18 protein-coding genes are annotated in these 22,276 nt (G+C 63.2%); 10 read left to right on the top strand and 8 right to left on the bottom strand.

What is annotated here, in order from left to right; genetic code table 11:
• Positions 1–416 precede the first annotated feature (416 nt).
• On the bottom strand, positions 417–2,042 hold the full coding sequence (locus tag ADJ70_RS11450) for an ABC transporter ATP-binding protein (protein WP_050341572.1): 1,626 nt from the start codon (positions 2,040–2,042) through the stop codon (positions 417–419).
• Positions 2,039–2,995, bottom strand: coding sequence for a cyclase family protein (locus tag ADJ70_RS11445; RefSeq protein ID WP_253273191.1), 957 nt, complete (start codon positions 2,993–2,995; stop codon positions 2,039–2,041). Before ADJ70_RS11445 ends, ADJ70_RS11450 begins: the two co-directional genes overlap by 4 nt.
• 331 nt (positions 2,996–3,326) lie before the next feature.
• Here ADJ70_RS11445 and ADJ70_RS11440 point away from each other — a divergent pair, with 331 nt between their 5' ends.
• Entirely contained in the window at positions 3,327–4,640 is a 1,314-nt protein-coding gene (locus ADJ70_RS11440; RefSeq protein ID WP_050341569.1) for an ATP-binding protein, read from the top strand.
• 156 nt (positions 4,641–4,796) lie between these two features.
• Here ADJ70_RS11440 and ADJ70_RS11435 read toward each other — a convergent pair whose 3' ends face one another.
• Positions 4,797–6,335, bottom strand: coding sequence for an RNA-binding domain-containing protein (locus ADJ70_RS11435; protein ID WP_050341568.1), 1,539 nt, complete (start codon positions 6,333–6,335; stop codon positions 4,797–4,799).
• A 400-nt stretch (positions 6,336–6,735) separates the two neighbouring features.
• Here ADJ70_RS11435 and ADJ70_RS11430 point away from each other — a divergent pair, with 400 nt between their 5' ends.
• A complete protein-coding gene (locus ADJ70_RS11430) occupies positions 6,736–8,208 on the top strand; it encodes an ATP-binding protein (RefSeq protein WP_050341566.1) in 1,473 nt (490 codons plus the stop codon).
• Positions 8,209–8,524: 316 nt separating this feature from the next.
• Here the strand turns inward: ADJ70_RS11430 and ADJ70_RS11425 are convergent, their stop codons facing one another.
• The gene (locus ADJ70_RS11425; RefSeq protein ID WP_172674503.1) at positions 8,525–9,667 is read right to left on the bottom strand and encodes an MFS transporter; all 1,143 of its coding nucleotides are present in this window, start codon (positions 9,665–9,667) and stop codon (positions 8,525–8,527) included.
• 222 nt (positions 9,668–9,889) lie between these two features.
• Between ADJ70_RS11425 and ADJ70_RS11420 the strand changes: the two genes are divergently transcribed.
• A complete protein-coding gene (locus ADJ70_RS11420) occupies positions 9,890–10,459 on the top strand; it encodes a helix-turn-helix transcriptional regulator (protein WP_050341562.1) in 570 nt (189 codons plus the stop codon).
• 162 nt (positions 10,460–10,621) lie between these two features.
• On the opposite strand, the gene ADJ70_RS11415 is transcribed toward ADJ70_RS11420, so the two are convergent.
• The 4 genes from ADJ70_RS11415 to ADJ70_RS11400 all read right to left on the bottom strand — a co-directional run bounded on the left by ADJ70_RS11415 (position 10,622) and on the right by ADJ70_RS11400 (position 13,950).
• Entirely contained in the window at positions 10,622–10,873 is a 252-nt protein-coding gene (locus tag ADJ70_RS11415) for a hypothetical protein (protein WP_050341560.1), read from the bottom strand.
• 542 nt (positions 10,874–11,415) lie between these two features.
• On the bottom strand, positions 11,416–12,030 hold the full coding sequence (locus ADJ70_RS11410; RefSeq protein ID WP_050341558.1) for a superoxide dismutase: 615 nt from the start codon (positions 12,028–12,030) through the stop codon (positions 11,416–11,418).
• 102 nt (positions 12,031–12,132) lie between these two features.
• Positions 12,133–12,570 carry a DNA starvation/stationary phase protection protein gene (locus ADJ70_RS11405; protein ID WP_050341556.1) on the bottom strand — a complete coding sequence of 146 codons (438 nt, stop codon included), beginning with the start codon at positions 12,568–12,570 and terminating at the stop codon, positions 12,133–12,135.
• Between the two features lie 594 nt (positions 12,571–13,164).
• Positions 13,165–13,950, bottom strand: a complete 786-nt coding sequence (locus tag ADJ70_RS11400) for a DUF4037 domain-containing protein (RefSeq protein WP_050341554.1) — start codon at positions 13,948–13,950, stop codon at positions 13,165–13,167.
• Positions 13,951–14,079: 129 nt separating this feature from the next.
• On the opposite strand from ADJ70_RS11400, the gene ADJ70_RS11395 reads away from it, so the two are divergent.
• The 7 genes from ADJ70_RS11395 (at position 14,080) to ADJ70_RS11365 (ending at position 22,236) form a co-directional block, all read left to right on the top strand.
• Positions 14,080–14,775, top strand: coding sequence for a response regulator transcription factor (locus ADJ70_RS11395; protein ID WP_050341551.1), 696 nt, complete (start codon positions 14,080–14,082; stop codon positions 14,773–14,775).
• A gap of 6 nt (positions 14,776–14,781) precedes the next feature.
• Positions 14,782–15,750: a sensor histidine kinase KdpD gene (locus ADJ70_RS11390; protein WP_083443988.1), complete on the top strand. Its 969-nt coding sequence runs from the start codon at positions 14,782–14,784 to the stop codon at positions 15,748–15,750.
• Between the two features lie 66 nt (positions 15,751–15,816).
• Complete coding sequence (locus ADJ70_RS11385) at positions 15,817–16,740, top strand: ABC transporter ATP-binding protein (RefSeq protein ID WP_050344558.1); 924 nt, start codon at positions 15,817–15,819, stop codon at positions 16,738–16,740.
• Positions 16,741–16,744: 4 nt separating this feature from the next.
• Complete coding sequence (locus ADJ70_RS11380) at positions 16,745–17,494, top strand: ABC transporter permease (RefSeq protein ID WP_172674502.1); 750 nt, start codon at positions 16,745–16,747, stop codon at positions 17,492–17,494.
• Complete coding sequence (locus ADJ70_RS11375; protein WP_050341548.1) at positions 17,495–18,292, top strand: ABC transporter permease; 798 nt, start codon at positions 17,495–17,497, stop codon at positions 18,290–18,292.
• Between the two features lie 748 nt (positions 18,293–19,040).
• Positions 19,041–20,204, top strand: coding sequence for a hypothetical protein (locus ADJ70_RS11370; protein ID WP_050341545.1), 1,164 nt, complete (start codon positions 19,041–19,043; stop codon positions 20,202–20,204).
• Between the two features lie 91 nt (positions 20,205–20,295).
• Positions 20,296–22,236 carry a BspA family leucine-rich repeat surface protein gene (locus tag ADJ70_RS11365; RefSeq protein WP_050341543.1) on the top strand — a complete coding sequence of 647 codons (1,941 nt, stop codon included), beginning with the start codon at positions 20,296–20,298 and terminating at the stop codon, positions 22,234–22,236.
• The last annotated feature ends 40 nt before the right edge of the window (positions 22,237–22,276 follow it).

Below are 22,276 nucleotides of genomic sequence, written 5' to 3'. Positions count from 1 at the left end.
CCTGCGTACCCACGGTCGCTCGCGCGACCGGGCGGGGGCCACGGGTCCCACGATGTCGACGGCCCCATGGCCCCCGTGATGCCAAAGCGCTCGGACCTGAGGTCCATACCACCGGGGCGGTGACGCACCCACCCACACGAGCTCACGAAGCCTCAAGTGAACCAATAGTTATTGAGAATAGCCAAGCCGGTTGTGCAAACGCGTCAAATGGTGGTATAAATCCTGTTGATAGCACCCCGCGCGCGAGCAGCAATGCAGCGAACCAGGCGGGGTCATCTTACTTCCCACTTTCCCACGCAATGCCCTTTGATGAGCAGCTGTCCCAGATGGAGAGGCGTGGGCTTGTCGTTGAAGACAGGGATTTCGCAATCTCCAAGCTGCAAGACCTGAGCTACTATCGCCTCTGCGATTGACTGTCACGTCGACCCGTCAATCGACAGGACCCGAGCGTTGCCGTGGGCAAACGCCTCCGTGTGGTCGATGATGAAGACGATCCTCTCCTTCGACAGCTCTCCGACGAGCCGCTCCAGCTCGCGCACCGCATCGGCATCGAGGCCTGTCGTCGGCTCGTCGAGGACGAGGACGTCCGCACGCCTCGCCAGGGCCCTCGCAAGCGACAGCTTCTGACGCTCGCCGCCCGAGAGGGCATAGCCGTCCTCGCCGACCACGGTCGAGTCGCCGTCCGGGAGGCGAGCCACGAGGCCGGCGACGCCGGACTGCTCGAGCGCGCGGGAGTAGTCTTCCTCGCTCACCTGGCCCAGGCCGTAGGTGACGTTGTTTCGGATGGTGTCGTTGAAGACGAAGGGGCGCTGTGACACGCAGGCGCAGCGGGAGAGCCAGCTCGCCTCGTCCATGTCCTTGAGGTCGATGCCGTCCACGCGGATGGTCCCGTCGTAGCCCCCAAGCAGCCTGAGGAGGATCTTGACGAGCGTGGTCTTGCCGCTGCCGTTGTTGCCCCTCAGGATGACGAGGGACGGGCTGTCCGCACAAAAGGAGAGGTCGCCAAAGAGGCGGCGCCCGGAGCCCGGATAGGAGAAGGAGAGGCCGGACACCTCGATCCTGCCCACCTTGCCAAGGACGGCAGCCCCCTGCCCGGGAGCCGCCTCGCCGCCGAAGAAGGTCTCGTCGATGCGGCGCATGCCCTCCAGGGCGGGCTGGACCGTGAAGGCCAGCGACATGGCCCCGATGATGGGGGCGTAGACCTTCCCCACGTATTGGGCGAAGGCGATGGTCTGGCCGAGCGTGAGCGACCCCTGCACGAGCCGCCACCCGCAGAGCACGTAGACGAGTACCTGCATGGCCGTGGCGAACACCCTCATGAACTCCGTCGTCGTTCCCGAGAGGGTGCTCTGCCGGATGCCCGCCTCCTTGAGCCGCTCCCCGCGGGCAAGCATCCCCTCCCGCTCCTGCGCCCTTCCCCCGCCGAGCCGTATCTCCTCGCGTCCCCGGACCGTCTCGTTGAGCTTGCCGGACCAGTCGGCGCCCGCCTCAAGGGACGCGTTGACCGCCTTGCGAAACGCGGCGGTGGCCCAGGCGACGAAGAGGCCGAGCAGGAGGCACGGGACGCACGCCAGGGACAGGACCACGATGTCCATCGACGCGAGGATCGCGATCGCGAAGGCCGCCTGGAGAAGCGTGCCCAGCCAGCTGAAGTTGCTTGGCAAAAACAGGGACGAGACCTGGCCCGCCTCGCCGACCCGCGAGGCGACGTAGCCGCTGCCCTTGTCAGAGAGGAAGTTGACCGGGAGCGAGAGCAGCCTGTCCACCACCGCGTCTCGGTACTCTGCCGCCACCGTCTGGCCGACGAGGGCGAACTGCCTGGTGGACACCACGTTGAGCACGCTCTGCGCGACGGCGGCTGCCGCGATGCAGCCCGCCCAGAGCGAGATGCGTCCGAAGTCCGCCGCAGAGAAGCCCTCGTCGATGAGTCGCTGCAGGAAGAGAGCCGGCAGCAGGGCCACGAGGGACCCGAGGACCGTGAGCAGGGCCGCAGCTAGCAGGCGCACCCTGTGCCTGAGCATGAGCGATGTGAGCAGCCTCATATCGTATCCTTCCCCGCGCTGCCTATACGGGAGCGCGGCACGTGCGGAGGCGCGTCACCGGCAACCAGTCCCTCGTACCCAGACCGGAGCCGAGGGGTGGGTCCAGCACGTCCGACCCCACCTCGCCTGCACAGAGGCGCAAGCCCCTGGTCTGCATATGCGGTCCCGCACTCGTTAGGCCCGCTCGTCGGGGCAAATGGCGAAGACGTGGGCGGGAAGGCCTGTCGCCCCTCGATGCGCGGGAAGCTCACGAAGGCGATAGCGCCCGACTCGGGCACCTGGTCAAGGTTCGTCAGGGCCTCGACCTGCACGTGGCCGTGCGAAAGCACGTAGCGCTCGGCTGCGAGGTCGCCTGCGAGCGCGGCCTCCACGGACGCGTCCGTGTCAAAGGTCTCGTGGCCGTTGGCGGCGATGTCCCTCTCCTCATAGAGGTGTCGAAGGACGGGGATGGTCCAGCCGGGGCAATGCTCGGCTCCCTCGTCATCGAAGTTGTTCATGGCGTCGTTGTCCGGCCAGCGGGTGTGCCAGTCCGTGCGCAGGGCGACCAGTGAGCCCTCGGGGATACGCCCGTGCCGCGTCTCCCAGTCGGAGACGTCGTCGAGCGACACCGCGTAGTCGACGTTGTGGGCAACCTTGTCGCTCACGTCGATGACCACCAGCGGAAAGGCGAGCGCCTGGTCAAGAAACGCCTCCGAGTTGGGCTTGCCTTTGACGAAGTGGCCAGGGAAGTCGATGTGGGTGCCAAACTGCCCCGGGAACGTGAAGGACTGGATCTGGCAGTCGAGGATGGGGTTGCCCCAGTCAAAGATCACGGTGCCGAGCTTAACGGCGCCCTCGGGCATGCCTCCCCAGTAGGGGCTCTCGTTGTTGAGCCTGTGGGAGAGCTCGACCCACCTGTGTCCCTTGAGCGTGTCAAGAAGGCCCCAGAGGCCCGTCGTGCTGCTGTCTGTCATGGTGATTCCTCCTGCGGCCCTGTGATGCCGCGCATCCGTCTGTTGGGGGACACCATCCTAGCACGGGCGGGTGGCCTCCTTGGCGTGACTGGACGCGCCCACCAAGACGTCGAGGGCGGCGTGTGCCTGGCGTCTGCAACACGCGTGCGACTTGGAGCGATCTTGTCGGCAAGATCATACCAATAATGTGGTTCTCTCCCACATAATAGCGAGCAACATCGTGTATCTGTCACCACTTATAGGGATGATATATGTGGTAGAGTGAGTTTGCACAAGGAGTTCTGCGTTGGTGCCAGCGATGACCGCGATCAGGTGCGAAGGGTTGTGCGCAATGGAACGAAAGCTCATGGACCGACTTCTGGCATGGAAGGACGATGCCCATCGCAGGCCGCTAGTCTTGAGGGGAGCACGACAGACAGGCAAGACATGGCTTTTGGAGGAGTTTGGCAGACGGGCGTTCAGATCCACGGTGCGAATTGACTTCATGCGGGAGCCGGCTCTCCAAGGGCTGTTTGCCAAGGACCTTGATCCCGCGCGTATCGTCTCCGAGATCGAGATCGTTCGCAATACGAGCATCGACCCTGCGACCACATTGCTTTTCTTCGATGAGGTCCAGGAGGCTGCGCGCGGCCTTACCGCCTTCAAGTACTTCTGTGAGGACGCGCCCGAGTACCACGTCGTGGCCGCCGGTTCGTACATGGGCATAGCCATGCGCAAAGGCGACATATCCTTCCCCACGGGGAAGGTCACGCTGTTGACGCTGCACCCCATGGACTTCATCGAGTTCCTCCGAGGGATTGGTGACACGCAGCTGGCCGACTATGTTATCTTCGCCGATGGAGCCACGTTTGCAAGCATGGGCAAGGTCTTGCAGAGTCGCCTGGTGGATCGTTTGCGCACGTACCTGGTGGTTGGGGGGATGCCCGCTGCTGTCTCACGGTACGCCGAGGCGGCGAGCGTCCGGGGCGTGCGCGACGTTCAGACAGACATCACTGAGGCATACGTTGCTGATTTTGCCAAGCACGCTCCCGCTCGCATCCTCGAGCGTATGCGACTGGTGTGGGCCTCCCTTCCCGCACAGCTTGCCAAGGAGAACAAGCGCTTTGTGTTTGGCGCGTTACGCAGGGGGGCGCGTGCGCGTGACTTCGAGGAGAGCATACAGTGGCTCGAAGATTTTGGTGCCGTGATCAGGGTTCCCCGTGCGTCGGCGCTCAGGATACCTCTGACCGGCTATGAGGACAGGGCGGCGTTTAAGCTCATTGGCGTGGACGTCGGCCTGCTCGGCGCGCAGTCCGGTCTGCCGGAGGCAGCGATACTCGACGAGGGCAGGGCCTTTACTGAGTTCAAGGGATCGCTGACAGAGGCGTTCGTCGTTCAGGAGCTGGTGTGCGCAGGACTCAAGCCCTACTACTGGTCATCTCCCGACAGCCGAGCAGAGATAGACGTCGTGACGCAGATTGGAGCTCGGCCGACGCCCATCGAGGTCAAGGCAGCCGAGAACCTCAGGTCAAAGAGCTTGGGTGTCGTCGCCAAGCGCTTCGGCCTAGATAGGGTGGTGAGGACGTCCCTTTCGGGCTATCGCGATGAGGGGTGGATGGTTAATGTGCCCCTGTGGGCGGTCGGGCAGTTGGGAAGGCTGCTCTAGGGAGCGCTGATTGCGTCGGATGAACATACAGGGATGCGCACTCAGGTCTGACTGGCAGCGCGAACCTCCGGCGGCCTCCAATCGGCGGACGATACGGACGGGCGTCCCATCCTTCACGACCGTACTGTCCAGGGCCTCAACGACAAGTGGACGCGTTTAGAGATTGCCCCCGGAGCTAGGGTTTATCTTCCAGTGACCTCGCGTGCCGCCGACGCGCTCGATGACCTTGGCCTCGCGCAGGGACCGCTGAGCGCGCTCCACCTGCCTGTCGCTTCGCTGGATCTTGGCGGCTATGTCCTTGGCCGAGGCCTTGGGGTTTGCTCGGATCTCGGCGAGCACGACGGCCTCGGTGTCAGAAGGGCGTCGCTCAGGACCTCCAACGTCTCCGACACTACCTCCGACATCATCTCCGACATTACCGACATGACTTCCGACGCCTCCGACGGCATCCCCGTCGTTTCCGATGCCGCCCGTGAGGCTCACGTGAACGGTGAGCCTCACGCGGTCGGGCTCGCCAAGCTCCTCGAGGAGGGGGCCGGCGACGCTTGCGTAGCGCGCGGCGTACCTGAGAACGTCAAAGCCGCTGCCCGCCTTCTCTCCGAGCCCGATGAGGTTGAACATCTTGAACAGCGTGGGATTGCGTGGGTCCGAGACGCCGCCGCCTTCGATGACGTCTGCGGCAAGTCTCAGACCCCCAGGGTTTGAGAACGTGACGTTCCCAGGGCGCCGTATGACTACCACGCCCGTGCGACCATAGTAGTCGGCATGGACAAGGGCATTGACCAGGCCTTCGCGCAGGGCCTTGTGTTGCGGCGTGTCGCTCACGCGATGCATCGCAGCGTCCAGCTCGAAGGGCACCGGGAGCTCCCGCGCAAGCATGGGCGAGGCCCTACGGTAGAAGTCGTAGACGTTTCCGCTCCACTCCCCGTCATCAGAGCTTATGCGGTCGTCCCAGCGCCGCCTTGACTCCTGCCTTCGGCAGTCGAGGAAGTAGTTGGGGTACTCATCCGTGATGCGCCACGCCTCACCAAACATGAGCAGGCCCGCTCTCGTGGGATGCACCATCCCGTCCTCAGCAGACCTCCCCACGGCCCCCAGGCGCAGCAGGAACTCCTCGTTTCCCAGGCGCGTCCAGGGATGGTCAGGGCGGTAGCCAGCGAACACGTTGCGATACGCGCCGATCGTCTCCGCGCTCAGCGCGCCGAGGTCAATGGCGGTCAGTACCAGCTTGTCCGTTGCTCCCTCAGCGCTGTCACGTGCCATCGCTCGCAACTCCTCGGCCGTGCAGTGGTAGTCGCCGTCCCCGTTGCGCCTAAAGCTGCCGCGCTTGGGGTTGTCATTGATGTAGACGGGTCGTAGCGTGCGATCGGCACGTGGCACGTAAACGAGCAGCAGAGACTTCCCATCGATGGACTCTTGCGTGATGTCGGAGTCAAGCAAGAGGTTCGTGCTCACTTTCTGCTCGTTGTTGAGGCTACCCCAGAGATCGCGCCTGAGCGCCTCAAGGTTCGCGATGCCGATGGCCCTCATGGTGCCATCGCTCTTCTCGGCGGCACCAAGGACAATGAGACCTCCTTGGGTATTGGCGAAGGAGGAGTAGGTCTCCCAGAAGCTCCTGGGGAGGCCGCCTTGCGCCTCCTTGAACTCGAGTCTGTTGCCCTCGCGGTATCGCCAAAGCTCCTCTTGCCCAAACATGGCATCTCCTGCCGTAGCCGTGCGTCCCATGTCTTGTCAGCGTCCATCCAAGTCTACACCCTGTGCCCTAAGATGCAGCTGGGCGCCTCTTCTTGTGTGGCAGCTCGAGTCATCGTCACCGCTGTCCGAGCTACCACTCGCCTTTGAGGGTGTCCTTCCGCCTATGACCGCGTGTGGATGAGGGAACACCCGCAGTCTCATCGGGTATCATCTCGTCAGTTTCTTGAAGATCGTGATCATCCGTGACGCTGCCAACGTGCGGGGGCGTCAAAAGCCCCTCGGCGTGCCTCGCTGCGCTCAATACGTCTGGCACAACAGACGATCGGGAGCGATTTCGAAGACGGTGCGAGGCACGCCTGCCCCGTCCCGGGATGCGCCTGCCAAGGTCAGGAGGAGGACCATGTCCGAGAACCACAACATTGAGTACAAGAGCTCCTGGCGCGATGACTGGCTCAAGTGGATCTGCGGGTTCGCAAATGCGCAGGGCGGCGTCATCTACATCGGTGTCGACGATGATGGCAACGTGCTCGGGCTCGACAACCCGCACCGGCTGCTCGAGGACATCCCCAACAAAATCGTCAGCGTCTTGGGCATAGCACCGGCCGTCCGCATGGCGGGCAGTTCGCACGGCACGTTCATCGAGATCGACGTCGATCCCCAAGCGTTTCCCATAAGCTGCAAGGGTTTGTACTACATGCGTGTGGGCGCGACCAACCAACTGCTCAAGGGGGCCGCGCTTGACACCTTTCTGCTAAGAAGGCAGGGGCAAAGCTGGGACAGTGCTCCGGCGCCCGACCTTTCGCTCGATGACCTTGACAAGGGTGCGATGGACCGCTTCGTGGACGGTGCGCGCAGGAGGGGGCGCATACCTGACGAGGCCACCTTCGAGGGGCCGGGCGAGCTCATCGCGCACCTGAAGCTCATGAGGGACGGTTACCTGACCAATGCGGCCGCCCTGCTCTTCACGCGGGACCCGGAGGCCTTCGTCCCGGGAAGTTCCGTGAAGGTCGGCTTCTTTGAGGGGCCAGAGATCCTCTACCAAGACGTCGTGGGCGGTCCTGTCATAGAGCAGGTGGACAAGACGATCGACCTGCTCTATGCTAAGTACTTGCGGGCCAAGATCTCCTATGACGGGATTTATCGCGTGGAGCGGTTCGCGTTTCCTCGTCCAGCTGTGCGTGAGGCCGTGGTGAACGCCGTGGCACATAAGCATTACGCCTCGGGCGCTCCGGTCCAGATTCGCGTATACGATGATCGCCTCATCGTTGGTAATGCATGCGTCCTCCCACAGGGTTGGACCATCGAGAGCCTCCTTGGCCTCCATGCGTCAGAGCCGCATAATCCGAAGGTCGCGAACGCGTTCTTTCTCGCTGGCCTCGTAGAAGGCTGGGGACGCGGAATTCAGAAGATATTCACCGAGTGTAAGCTCGACGGCATCGAGCCGCCCGAGTACGGTCTTGCTGGGGGCAGCCTGCTCGTCACGTTTAGCGCTCCTGCCAGCCGTGTCGTGCGGACGGGTAGGGATCCGGCCGCGCTTGGCGCGACTTCGGACGATGGGCCGTGTGACAGGCTGAGCTGGGGCAGTGAGTCGGACAATATATCGGACAACGGTAGCGCGTCGGACAATAATTCGGACAATAGATCGGACAATACGTCAGGCAAGGTGCATGAGGACCTCGACAAGAGGCTGGAGAGGCTGATTCGCGCCGATTCGGGCATCACGCAGTTATCCATGGCAAGGCAGCTGGGCGTTGCCCGCAGCACCGTCGCGCTTGCCCTGAGGCAGCTGCAGGATGACGGTCGCCTCAGGCGCATCGGTTCGAGGAGGTCGGGCGAGTGGCTTATCGACGAGGGTGAGAGCGGGAGGGGCTAGCCCATGGTCGACGCGGGTACGACAGCGAAGGCCGGGCAGGTCACGGTGGTCCCCTGTCGCACACGCGGTGCTTGGGAGACGTCACAGCCAGTGGCGGCCGTATCCCTCTTGGGTTGCAGGGGCGACACAGCTCGCACGGGGCGGATATGGCGGGAACACGCGGAAGTCGATTCAGGCCGACGCTAACACTAACCCCGCCACGCATGAGGGTTCGTGGGCTCTTGAGAAGTGGAGGCAAAAGGACTGTAGGGCAAATATCAGCGCAGACTGGTATCGCCCCGGGGGCGGAGGTGCTTCTCCAGCTGCGCCGTGAGCGTCAGCCGTCTGTCTCTTGCACGCCCATGCATCGGCAACGCAAGCTCGTCAAAACCAAAAGTGCACCCAGGGAGCAGAACACGCCCACAACTGAAACGAGGCCAGCTACGAGCGAGCAGTACAGGTAGGAAAGGGGCGCGGCTGCAAAGACTGCGGTGCTGAGCAGGGACATGGAGACGCCCAGCTGGCCTTCCTCAGCCTGGGTGACGAAGCGCGTCAGGAGCATCGTCGAGGATACGCCGCTCCCAAGCCCAGCGACACCTGCAAGGAGGGCGCAGAGAAGAGGAGATTTGCATGCGCCCGATGCGGCAAATGCCAGGCCGACGATGGACATCGAAGGCCCCACCAGCTCCGCCCCCCGTCTCGTGCCAAAGAGCGCCACGAGAAAGGAGGCCATGGCCGCGCCTATCCCAAAGTACGAAAGGATGGCCCCCATCCGCTCGCTTCCCCAGCCCTGCTCCGATGAGAGCATCGCGTAGCCCACTCCCGTCAGGCCCGACGCCGCGAATTCGGCGACAGTCACCAGGATCAAGGTCGACCTTAGCGACGGGCGGGTCAGCACCTTTCTCAATCCAGTGGTCACACCAGCGAAGATGGACACCACGGTCACGTCAGTGCCCGCCGGAGCAGGTCGCCCTTCCTTGACGAGGGCAAGCATGGCCGCAGAGACCGCAGATGCTGCCGCCATGATAAGGAATGCGCCAGAGGGTTGGAGCACGCCTATGCACACTCCCCCAAACGCGGAACCGACGGACAGGGCCACCTTCTCGACGCCGGAGAACAGGGGCTGAAGCCTCTCCTCGCTACCCGGCTTGCCGACGGTCGCGACCATGCTCTGAGAGCTTGGAAGATAGAACGCTTCGGTCACGCCGAACATGGTGGCCGCAGCAACGAGAAGCCCAAGAGACATGCCCTGAAGGAACGTTCCCGCAACAGCAAGGGAGAGCAAGGCGGTTCGCACGGATGCTGCACGCACGGCGACATGCTTGCTGCCTCTTTTGTCGGCTACCACACCTCCCGGAAGTAGCAGCAGGGTTCTTGGAAGGGCCCCGAGGAACGCGACGAGCCCGGCGGTTGACTCCAGGCCAGAAACCTCAATGCAATACCACGCAAGCGCAATATAGAAAAGTTGGTCTCCTGCCACCCCGATGCCATGGCCACACAGATACAGGAGCTCGCTTGGCGATAGGGGCGAATTTCGACGTTTGTCCTGGGGAGAATGGCTTCTCAAACGCTGTCGACCCCTTCCAACTCGAAAATCAACAAGAAGTATTGTACAAACTATTTTGTTATTTGCCAGACTCTGAGTCAAGAGTCTTCCTCATTGGCATAATCGTCTTAGCAACTGAGTGACTTGGAGGCGTGAATGGGGCGGAAAATTCTGAAGGTTTCGGACATTGCGACGCTCAAGGCCTTGTCCAACCCCGTCCGCATGAGGATCCTTGGGCTCTTGAGGAACGGGGGCAAGAGGACTGTAGGGCAGATATCAGCGCAGACTGGTATCGCCCCGGGCAGCGCCAGCTACCATCTCCAAAAGCTTGAGGAAGTGGGGCTGGTAAGGCGCGCGGACCGTGGCAAGGGCGACCACAGGCAGAGCTGGTGGGAGACGTCGCCGGCCGTGATAGAGCCTGATTTGGACGAGGGCGAAACGTCTGGCCTAGAGACCGAGGTTGCCATCAGAAGGGCGTCGGCGCAATCGTATGCTGATGCATATGGACGTTACCTTGGTAACTATGGGACGATTCCCAAAGAGTGGCATGATAGCGAGATCGGATTCGACTCGATCCTTAGGCTCACCCCGTCAGAGCTCGACGTCCTACGGGCGGAGCTCGATGACGTCCTCAGTTCATGGCAGGAGAGGTTCCGCAATCGCTCTGAAGGAGACGGGAGCGAGCAGGTACTTGTGATAGTCAGCGGCTTTGTCTGGAACCCGTAGGCAGCGTACGCCGGCACCTGGCTCAAAGATTTCCTGCGGGCCCCCTGTTCCTATACAGTTTATTCGAGCCGCTCGACTCATCCTCCAGGTGACGTGAGGAGGGGTGGTACCGGGGCTTCCCCTCAATTGCATACGAATACATGCGTGGCGACTGGGGTGACATCAGAAGAGGTCCGAGTTTGCCTTAAGGAACTCCATGAGGTTCAGGTGGTGCACCCCATCGCGTTGGCTCCTAAGTGGGTCAAATGTGGACAAGAAGCGCGGCCATCCATCGCGAATCCTCCCGAATGGCGTGTGCTCGCGTCGCTCCACCTCAGGGCTGGCGATCGTCATCGATACCTGCACGTGGGCGTAGCTGTCGTCCCGCCTTGCGAAGAAGTCGCATTCCAGCTTTCCAATACGCCCGACGCTCACCGAATGGCCTTTGGAGAGCTTGCGACATTGCCGCGCAGACGAGAAACCCGTCTTGGAAAGGTCTGTGAGATTTATCTGACCTCGCCCGAGCGATGTGGTCCCGCCAGCTCGAGTGCGTGCGGATCGCGATAGAGCGTGCTGCGAGAGGCCCCCAGGGCGCCAGCCAGGGCATCGTAGGTGGTAGGGGGTCCTCATCGGTAGTTCCAGCAGGGCACGTCGCCACTCACCGATGGGCCTTACGGGCTCTTCGGCTTTTCTCGTCCGCGTGCATACGCGTTGGGAGCGTGTGCACGCGCAGCAAACGGACGCAGATGCGACGAGGCGTGTAGGTGTCAGTCGCGTACCCAATGCGTCCGGGGGCGCTCATGAGATGCCGTGCACCAAGCACGGGCCAAGGCCCGAAGAGCATCCTCTCCCTCATCCCCCAAGAAGAGAAGCCTCCCGCCCCCCATGAATCAAGGGGCGAGAGGCGGCGGGGCCATGTAGCCTATGCCCGAGGAACCAAGGACGCCTGAGGTCTGAGGCGTCAGAGGCGCAGGGTCCTATGCGATGGCCTTTGTGTAGTTGGCGGCAACGGCATCCCAGTCAAGGACTGAGAAGAACGCGTCAACGTAGTCGCCGCGTAGATTCCTGTACTTCAGGTAGTAGGCGTGCTCCCAGACGTCAATGCCCAGGATCGGGGTGACGCCAAGGCCCTCGCTAAGGGGGTTGTCCTGGTTGGGGCTTGACGCGACGCTCAGGGTTCCGTCATTGGCGGCGTTAAGCCACGCCCAGCCAGAGCCAAAGCGTCCGACAGCGGCGCTCTTGAGCTGCGCCTTGAGCTCGTCGACGTTGCCGAAGGTCTGCTCGATCCTCTCCCTTAGCACACCCGTAGGCTCAGCGGCGGGAGTGGGGGACATGATGGAAAAGTACAGGTTGTGGTTATAGAATCCGCCGCCGTTATTGCGGAGGGCGCTACGCAGGGACTCGTCGATGCTGTCCAGGGAGGAAAGGACGTGCTCGATGGGCTGTCCAGCGACACCGGCCTTCTCGGCAGCGGCGTTGAGGGCGTTGGTGTAGGTGGCGTGGTGCTTGGAGTAGTGGGTCTCCATCGTCAACGCGTCGACGTAGGGCTCAAGGGCGTCATAGGCGTAGGGAAGCTTGATCTGCTCGAACATGGTGAGCTCCTCACTTGTGGGTTTCTGCCCGCATGGCCCCTTCTATAAGGAGCTTGCGGAACTTCGCTTGGGTACTCTGTTACCTTAAAGACTCTGCTATGCCTACTTAAGCATAGACCTCATGAACCAGATCTCCTTGTTGTAGGCAGCGACCTGGTCTTCCATGGTGTTGGCAACAGCAAAGTCCTCGTCCTCGCAGGCATCACGAATCTCAAGGGCCTGCTTCTTGAGCGCGGTCATGTCGTCGAGAGCGGTTTGGATGGCATCCTTGACGGCCCAAGCCTTGGCGGGAACGTCATCGATGGTCGCGAGCTCCAGGAACTCCTTGTAGCTCGCGGCGGGGGTCTCGCCGTTCTGGGCGAGCAGCTCGGCGGCCTCGTCCATGTTGTCGGTGTAGGCGTCGTAGAGCGCCTCGAGGTACTCGTGGACTGCCTTGAACTGCAGGCCAAAGACGTTCCAGTGGAGGTTGTGGGTCTTGATGTACACCACGCCAAGGTTGGCGACGTAGGAATTGACTTGCTGAACGAGTTCCTTCTTCATTGCTCTATCTCCTTTGTCCCTTTGAGCCGATGGCCCGTCGAAGTGGCCCCGGCCATGCCTTACGTTGTCCCTCCTATACCCCATCCCCGAAATTGCTACTCACATGATGGCAAAAATCTCTAGGGAATTCTGCCGCCTCAGGAGAGACCATGGGAGAGGGGCCGGGAGGCCTAAGCCTCTGGCCTGTACGCTCATGGCTGGGACGACTGGGTTCGAGTCGGCGGCCCCTCGGTCCCGAACAATGTAAATGCGCAAACCTAACTGAGACTTCGTGAGCTCGTGTGGGTGGTTGCGTCACCGCCCCGGCGGCGTGGCCCTCACCGCCGGGGCGGTGACGCAGGAGTGTACACAGATCGGCTAAAACGGCCTCTCGGGGCCGTTTCGGGGCATTCGTGTACACTGTTGCGCCGTTGTGGACAGACGTGGGGACGCAGGAGTGTACACAGATCGGCGAAAATAGCCTCCCGACGCCGTTTTGGGGCATTTGTGTACACTGTTGCGCCGCGATTCGCCGAGGCGTCAACCCATACGAACCCTCGAAGAGCCAAAGATGTTCCCGGATTGGAGAAGTCGACGCGGTCGGCGAGCGACCCTCTACGCGCGTGACAGGCAGCTTTTGAGCTCGTCCACCAGCAGCCGGATGTCGTCCATGGCGGCTTCCGGCTTGATGTGCAGGTCTGAGTAGAGCTGCTGGATGTTGCGCTTGAAGTCACGAGGCAGGACCTTGGCCTCCTTGAGCGCGGTGGCGAGCATGCGCTTCTCGCCGGGGTGGGTCAGCCCGTTCATCGCGAAGACGATGTCGAAGTATGACTCCATGAAGGCTGCGGTTCGGTGCCCCACGCTTACCTGGTCATCCCTCTTGATCGCCTTCTGTATCTGCCGGTCATAGGACGGGAGGTTTCCCGTCAGCAGGCGCAGGTTTCGGTCGATGATGTTCTGTCTCAGCTCGTGCGGGTAGGGCACGGTATACTTCTTTTGCAGCTGACGCAGGCGGCCGTCTTGATCGTACAGGACCCTGCAGCGGATGAGGTTGTGCCAGTTGCAGGTCGTGTACCCATTGGACGGGTGGTGCAGGTCAACGACGGCGCGAATGCCCTCGGCAAAGGCGTCCAGGTTTCGGTAAACGATATCGATGTCGATACCGTCCCTCATGGTGCAGTCATCCTCTGGCTCCCAGAAGCGGTTGTCGATCTCCATGTATTGGCAGTGCCGTGTCAGCAGTTGACGCCTTGCCGATACCTGTGGCATTGGGTTGCAGTAGACGTATAGGTCATAGTCGGAACGCTCGTCGTGACTGTCGCTTGCCCTGGAACCGCCCAAGGCAAGCGCCTCCACCTCGTCTAGATTGGCAAGGTCCCTCCACAGCTCCTCGAATTGCATGTGTGGCAACGCTCCTCCCTGAAACCGTGGGGAAAACCGTGTGGTCGCCCCAGACCTGGATGCGGGACTAGGATACCATGGGCCGCAGCGAGAAGATACTGGACAAAACGGCGCAGATGGGAGAGGCGTATGGACAGAGTCCTGATCATAGACGACGACAGAGAGCTCTGCGCCCTGGTGCAAAGGGCACTGGTCGCGGCGGGGGTGGACGCTGACTGCTGTCATTCGGGCCAATCCGGCCTTTTGCGCATGGAGGGCAGGGACTACCAGCTCGTGATCCTCGACGTCATGATGCCGGGCTTTGACGGGTTCGACACCCTAGAGAAGATCCGCGCGAGAAGCTGCGTCCCTGTGCTGATGCTGACGGCAAAGGGAGACGGCGCCTCCAAGGTGAGGGGACTGCGTGCCGGAGCTGATGACTACCTGCCCAAGCCCTTCGACCTAGAGGAGCTTTCGGCCCGCGTCCTCGCCTTGATCCGTCGCTACACCTGCCTCAATCGTGGACTGGGGGGCGGCGAGTCGCCGATTCGCTTCTCGGGCCTCTCCATCGATCCCGACGCGCGTGTCGTCCAGACGGCGGGCGGCCCCATCGAGCTTCCCCCGAAGGAATTCGACCTGCTGCTGCTTCTCGCAAGAAACCAGGGAAGGGTCCTGACCAAGCAGCGGATATACGAGGAGGTCTGGGGTGAGCCATACGCCTACGACGACAGCACCATCATGGCCATCGTCAGCCGCCTGAGGAAGAAGATCGAGCCTGACCAGAGTCACCCCTCCTATATCCAGACCGTGAGAGGCGTCGGCTACCGCTTTAGCAGGGAGGCATGACCACAGATGGGGATCATCGAAGGCTGTGTCGTCGTTCTGTCCGTGGCGTGCGCCGCCGGCGCCATCGCCTTGACCTTTCGCGTCAAGAGCCAGCTGGCTGCCGCCGTGCGCATTCTGGAAGACGTGAGGGGCACAAGCGGCAACCGTCGCATCCTCGCGGCGCCCGGACAGCTGACGGCCCCGCTTATGTACGAGGTAAACGAGGTCATCGAGGGGTGCGAGGCGCAACTCGTGGAGCTTCGCAAGTCTAAGGAGGCGAGTCACCGTCTTATGACCAGCCTGTCCCACGACGTGAGGACGCCCTTGACGACCCTGATCGGCTACCTGGACGCAGTCCATGCGGGCATCGTCTCCAACGGAGAGGCGCAAACGTACGTGGAGACGGCCCGGCAAAAGGCGCACGATCTCAAGGACCGCATCGACGCCCTCTTCGACTGGTCCAGGCTCAGCTCGGGAGAGCTGACGCTGCAGATGGGGCCGGTCGATGTGGTGGGACTCACCTTAGAGGCCGTCGCCGACTGGGTGCCCCTCTGGGAGGAGCAAGACATAGCCTATGAGCTGGACATGCCTGACCATGCGATCGTCGCGACTCTTGACCGGGAGGGCTACGTGCGCATCCTCAACAACCTCATCCAGAACGCCGTGTCCCATGGCCGGGCCAACAAGATCGGGATCTCGGTGTCGGAACAGGATCAGTTTCTGCGGCTCTCCGTCGCGGATGACGGCGTGGGCATAGCCGAGAGGGACCTCGGGCACGTCTTCGATCGGCTCTACCGCTGCGACGAGGGACGCGGCGGGAGGGGTAGTGGCCTTGGCCTGGCCATCGTCAGGCAGCTTGCGACGATGATGGGTGGGGTCGCCTCCGTCACAAGCGCTCTTGGGAAGGGTGCCACCTTCACCCTGTCCTTTCCGTGCGCGCACCAAAGCGGAGGCGGAGATCAGCTCGGTGTGGGGAGTCCGAAAATGCAAGCTTAATGCAAGGGTGAGGCAAGGGTGGGGCAAGGTGGCGGGCGAATAATGTCAGGAAAGGAGGATGCCAACATGTCGGATTGCATCATAGAGACAAAAGACCTTACAAAGCGCTACGGGACGCAGGCGAGCGTGGCGAACTTGAACATTCACGTAAGAAGAGGGCGCATCTATGGTCTGCTGGGGAGAAACGGTGCGGGCAAGACGACCACGATGAGGATGATGCTGGGGCTGACACGTCCCACGTCTGGCGAGGTGAGGGTGTTCGACCTGCCGCTAGAGGGCAACAAGCGGCAGATCCTTTCTCGGGTCGGCAGCCTCATCGAGGAGCCCGGCTTCTACCCGAACCTGACGGGAACGGAGAACCTCCGTATCTTCGCGACGCTGCGGGGCATCCCCAACGCGCACGCGATAGAGGACGCCCTGGGTCTTGTCGGCCTGCTCCACAATGACAAGAAGCTGTTCTCCCAATACTCCCTCGGCATGAAGCAGCGGCTCGCCATCGCCCTGGCCGTGATGCACGATCCTGAGCTCTTGATCTTGGATGAGCCGACCAACGGGCTCGACCCCATAGGGATAGCCGAGATCCGCTCCTACATTCGAAGCCTCTGCGACGAGCGCGGCAAGACCATCCTGCTCTCCAGTCACATCATCTCCGAGGTCGCACTCCTCGCGGACGACATCGGCATCATCGACCAGGGCACGCTGCTCGAGGAGCAGAGCCTTGCGGACCTTGAGCAAGCCAGTGGAAAGAACGTCCACTTCGTCGTCTCGGATGCCGCTCAGGCGGCCAGGATCTTGGAGGAGGCCTTCGGTGAAGAGCGCTTCTCCGTGGAGGATGACCACAGCCTCAGGCTCTACAACCTCGATCTGCCCGTGGCTGCCGTCGTGTCTGCGTACGTGCGAGGGGGCTTGGAGGTCTGCGAGGCCCACACCTGCGAAGAGAGTCTTGAGGATCACTTCAAGCGCATAACTCGAGGTGAGGGAGTTGCTTAGGCTCGTGGGATGTGAGCTCCTCAAGCTCAGGCGCCTGGCGTTTCCGAAGGCCATCCTGGCGCTGCTCTGTTTGTTTCCGATCGTTCTGGCGGCGTACGCCTCTCGCCGGGACGGAGACTTCGACGCGCTCTTTCGACTTGTGTTCCTCTACGGCTACCTGCTTCTCTTGCCCTGCGCGCTTGGAATTGTCGGAACCCTGCTTCTCTCGGCGGAGCGTGACAACGATACCCTCAAGAACCTGTTGTCCATCCCCGTCTCAAAAGGTCAGCTGCTCTTTGCGAAGCTCTGCGTTCTACTTGCCCTGGCAGTTGCATATGCTGCGGCCATGTTTCTCGCGACTCTGGCAGGCGGCCTGGCCGTCGGCGCCCTTCCTGAAAACGTTCCAGTCTATATGGGATCAGGTCTCATGCTTGGGGTGATGGCCCTGCTCGATATCCTCCCGCTCGTCGCCGTGTTCCTCCTCGCTCACTGCAACAAGGTGGCCTGCGTCGTCGCAAGCCTCGTCTATGCGATCGCGGGGATCCTCGTCGTCAACGCCTTTGCCGCTGGGATAGCCACCTCCAATCCGGTCGCGGCCTGCCTGCCTCGGGTCATCGAGTTTCGCTGGTATCTTGGCAGCTTCGCACCCTCGGGAATGCCCGCGTCGCTGGCGGCTCGCGTCCTGTCGACGTCTGTGGCACTTTTCGCGTTGGCGGGTGGCGGCGCGGCCTTTTCCGTTGTCTCCTTCGTGCTATACGGAAGGGAGGAGTGCTAGATGAGCCTGCGGGGACTGCTTTGCTGTGAGGTGACCAAGACAAAGCGGGACAACATCCTGCTTGCTGGGCTGGCCGCCGTCCTACTGTCGGTAGGATATTCGACCTTCCAGATGTACCTGGGCATGAGCGTAGGGGAGAGGATGTACTTCGACCTCTTGAGCTACGTGGTGGTGTTCAACAACACGACGCTCGTGCTCCCGGCGACACTCGCCCTCGTTGGGGGGCATATGATCGACCGAGAGTACGGCGCGGGCACGTTGAAGTCGATTCTGACGATCCCGGTGCCTTTTCAGAGGCTCCTCGTCGCAAAGTTACTGGCGGGGGGACTTGTATCGCTCCTGTTTGGCATCACGAGCTTCACGCTCACGCTTGCGTCTGGCACGCTTCTCCTGCGGCTCGATGGCGTCACGGTGGATGGCATATGCTTGGCCTGCTGGCAGATCTGCGGCATGTCGCTGCTGTGCTACCTTGCCGTCACGCCCGTGATCGTCCTGGCGACAAGGAGGCGCGGGCTGTACACCGTAGGTGCCGGTGTCGCGTTCCTACTGAGCCTGACCTGCCTATTCGTCGGGAGCTCAAGCGTCTCGGACGTGTTTCCCATCACGGCGGGCTACGCGCTGGTGGGGTACGCGGCCGCGAGCGAGACCGCCGCCCCGCTCACATCCCTCGCTGTCTTTGCGGGCGTCCTTGCCATCACCGCTGCGCTCGTGCGGCACTCTCCGTCATATGACTCCCTCGTCGCGACGAGCGCGAAGGCGAAGGGAAGAGCTTCCAGGAAGGCTAAGGCAAGCCAGTGAGACGGCGTCGTCCCTTCCATCAGGTGCCGCAATCCGCAGCATAGGGATGGGTTTTGTCAGTTGACACTGGCTCATTTGCTGGCCGTAATCTGAGGCTCTTCGGGGGCTCGTGTGGGTTGACGCCTCGGCGAAGATGCCAACCTCGCGGCGGCGCCACTCGCGCAGAGCCTGTCTTCCCGACCAAGCGGGAGGGGCCAGCGAGGGGGCGCCGCCGGCACGCCGTGGCGGTTGAGGCGCTCGCGCCACCTGGCGCAGGCAGCTCGCGTCGCGATTCGTATCGCGACTCGCGTCGCACCAGTGTACACAAATGCCCCAATCCGGTGAGGAGAGGCCCGATCCTCCCATTTGTGTACACTCCTGCGATCCCAAGGCCACCCACAACCCAAGCCCACGGCGCAACAGTGTACACGAATGCCCTAAAATGGCCCCGAGAGGCCGTTTTCGGCGATCTGTGTACACTATTGCGTCCCCCTGCGTCACCACGGGGCGCCTCGCGAGTCGCAACAGTGTACACAAATACCCCAAAATGGCCCCGAGAGGCCATTTCCACCGATTTGTGTACACTCCTGCGTCGTCGCCCTGGCGGTGAGGCCCACGTCACCTTGGCGGTGACGCCCACGCCGCCAGTGCGGTGACGCAACCACCACCCACACGAACTCACGAAGCCTCTAATAAAGCCCTCCTGCTACGTCGGGGGACCTTTACCTATGGGTACGTAAGTCTTGCGATCGAGGGGAGGAGAGTAAAGATGGGCAAGCTGGTTCGCGTGAGGAGAAGGCCTCGCTACCCCTCGGTGCCCATGGGAGGCAGCCTCGGGGAGGTGGGGGGACCCTCGCCCGAGGACCTCATGTGGGGCATCGTGCGCGAGGCGTGTGGGGCTTGTCGCGGCGGCATCCTTCACCTCCTGTCCCTTGAGCTTGACGATGACTGGTGCGGCGAGTTCATCGTAGGCGAGGGGAGCCGGTCGCTCTGCCTCTACCTGGGCGGGCGTGACAGCGGCTTTCGGGTGGAGATTGGCCCGGGCGCCTCGCGGGTCTGCTTCATGGGGGAGCGGGTATGGCTCGTGGGCGACGGCCGCCACGACCCGCTCGCGCGTGAGGGCCTGCGCGGTGACGTCGTCTGCGTCGCGAACGAGCGTGCGACCGAGCTTCTGAGCGAGGCACTGTGTGCCTTTGCGGGCGCGCGGGGTGTCTTTCACGTCGAGGCCGACGGTCCCATGGGGCCAGGGGGCCGTCCGTACGACGTCTACGTCAGGAATGCCTGCCTCGCGCCTTACAGAAGGACGATCGCCAACGTGACCTTTCACGTGAACTGCGACGCCACAAAAGAGGACTGGGCCGCCCACGCAGGCGCGGCGGCGGATCCGACGGGTCAGGGGATGGGCTCTTCGCGTGCCGATGCCGAGTGGCTTGCAAGGAGGCTCCAGCAGAGCGACGCGGCGCCGTTCCTGACCCCCTGCATCAGCGGGGGAGAGGGGGGTCGCTCGTCCTGCCTCCACCTCAACGGAAGGGATGGCGACTTCTGGGTGAGCCTGGGTCCTCACGTCTCCAAGATCTGCCGCATGGGGGAGTGCGTCTGGTTTGTCGCGGAGTCCTTTCGAGGCGAGCTGCCCTGTCAGGACCGCTGCGGGGACGTCATCTACGGGGGCGCGGTCGAGGGCAGGCCCCGCGCGGAGCTGCTCGGCCTTATCTGCGACGTGGCCCGTGCCTTCGCTGGCGCGACGGGGGCCTTTCACGACGAGCTGGTCGTCGTCGGCGGCAGGGCCGTCCCGCCCGACCTCGACCGGCCGGACAGCCGCTCATACGACGTCTACGTGAGAAACGACCACACCGAGCCCTACAGGAGGAGGCTCTCGAACATCGACCTCCACGTGAACTGCGACGCCGCAGCGGACGACTGGGAAGGCGTCTAATGGCGGCGCCTGTGCGCGAGCTGCCAGGGGCGCGGCGGCGGCAGGGCCAAGGGGGCAGCCGGAGGACGCGGCGAGAAAGAGGGGGGCAGGCATGATCAAGGAGGTTCGCAGGAGGTTCAGGCACCCCTGGCTTGCGGTGGGCCCCGAGGGCGGCTCCGGGGGACATGGCATGCGGCTCTCGTCCGATGAGGTTCGCCTCCTCCTCGTGAGGCGGCTCCAGAGAAGCGCCGTCTCCCGCTTCCTGACCTTTGAGCTCGACGAGGAGGATGATGACGCACACTCCTTCTGCCTGGCCCTCCGGGGGAGGAGCTGCAGCTTCGAGGTGGTCATAGGCCCCCTCATCTCCCTGATCGACTTTGACTGGGAGCGCATATGGCTTGTCACCGAGGGCCATCGGGACCACATGGCCCACCAGGACCTGCAGGAGGAGATCGTCTACGGAGGCCCGATAGAGGGCAGGACCCCTGCGGAGGTGCTGGACCTCATCTACGAGATGGTCTGCATCCTTGCCGGGGCGAGGGAGGTCTTTCACGACGAGATACGTCCCGAGGAGAAGTGGGATACGATCGACTTCAGCGAGTTCGATGACTGCTCCTACGACGTCTACGTGAGAGACGACCACTCGGCTCCCTACGCGAGGAGGTTCGCCAACATCACCTTCTACGTGAACTGCGACGCCAGGGTGGCCGAGGGGCTGGGGGCCGACGAGACGGGTGCTGTCGCGAGCCCTGGTGAGGAGGGTCCCCTCACAGGCGCCTGCGAGGGAGGCGGGCCCAAGGAGGAGTCCCCCGCCCCTGTCGAGGGGCCTCCCGCCGACGCGTGGGCCGCGTGGGGGACCTGCCGCTGGAGGATAGACCCCGGGGGCACACTCTGGATCGCGCCTGCACCCGGGCAGACTCGGGGCGATGCGGGAGGCCCTTCGGAGGAGAGGGTCCCCTGGCGTCGCCGGCGCGGCGAGGTCGAGGCTGTCAGGGTGGTCGGGACGGTGCGCCTGGGCGGGGACGCCACCGGCCTATTCTGCGGGATGTCGCGCTGCGAGCGCATGGACCTCGCAGGCCTCGACACCTCGCGGGTGACCACCATGTCGCGCATGTTCTGCGACTGCTCCTCGCTCGCCGCCCTCGACCTGTCGGGTTGGGACAGCTCGGGCGTGCGCGACATGTCTGACATGTTTCAGTCCTGCTCCTCGCTCGCCTCCCTCGACACATCGGGCTGGGACACCTCGGCTGTGCGCGACATGTCCGGCATGTTCTGCGACTGCTCTTCGCTCGCCACCCTCGATCTGTCGGGCTGGGACAGCTCGGGCGTGACCACCATGTACGGCATGTTCTGCGGGATGTCGCGCTGCGAGCGCATGGACCTCGCGGGCCTCGACACCTCGCGGGTGACCGACATGTCCCGCCTGTTTGACGGCTGCGGCTCGCTCGCCGCCCTCGACACATCGGGCTGGGACACCTCGGTCGTTCGCGACATGCGGCGGATGTTCTGGGGCTGCCGCTCGCTCGCCGTGCTCGACACCTCTGCCTGGGACACGTCCCAGGTGATTGACATGGGGAGGGCGTTCGAGCGCTGCTCCTCGCTCGTCTCCCTCGACGTGTCGGGCTGGGACACCTCACGGGTGCGAAGCCTGCGCTGCACGTTCAGCGGCTGCCGCTCGCTCGCCGCGCTCGACGTCTCCGCCTGGGAGACGTCCCAGGCGGAGGACCTGCGCGGCATGTTCTGCGGATGCTCCTCGCTCTCCTTCCTGGACCTGTCTGGCTGGGACATGTCCGGCGCGCTCGACGTGAGCGAGATGTTTCGGTCCTGCACGGGGCTCAGCGGGGTCAGGCTCGGCGCGCACTTCTCGTTCAGGCCCCACGAGCTCTCCCGCAGCGTGTGGCTCGCGAGACTGCCCGACCCGCCCGCAGAGCCACCGTACGGCGGTGGCTGGGCCATGGAGGGCGGCTCCCCTGCGATGGGCGCGACCGAGCTCGCCACGCGCTACGGCCCCGCCCTCGCGGGCACCTGGGTGTGGGCGCGAGGGCGGGGCTGAGAGGGCGCGACGGTCCGGCTGTGGGCGCAAAAGCGCAGCC

It is taken from the genome of Olsenella sp. oral taxon 807 (assembly GCF_001189515.2).
Classification (GTDB): Bacteria; Actinomycetota; Coriobacteriia; order Coriobacteriales; family Atopobiaceae; genus Olsenella_F.
This window is presented reverse-complemented; position numbering and strand designations above follow the sequence as displayed.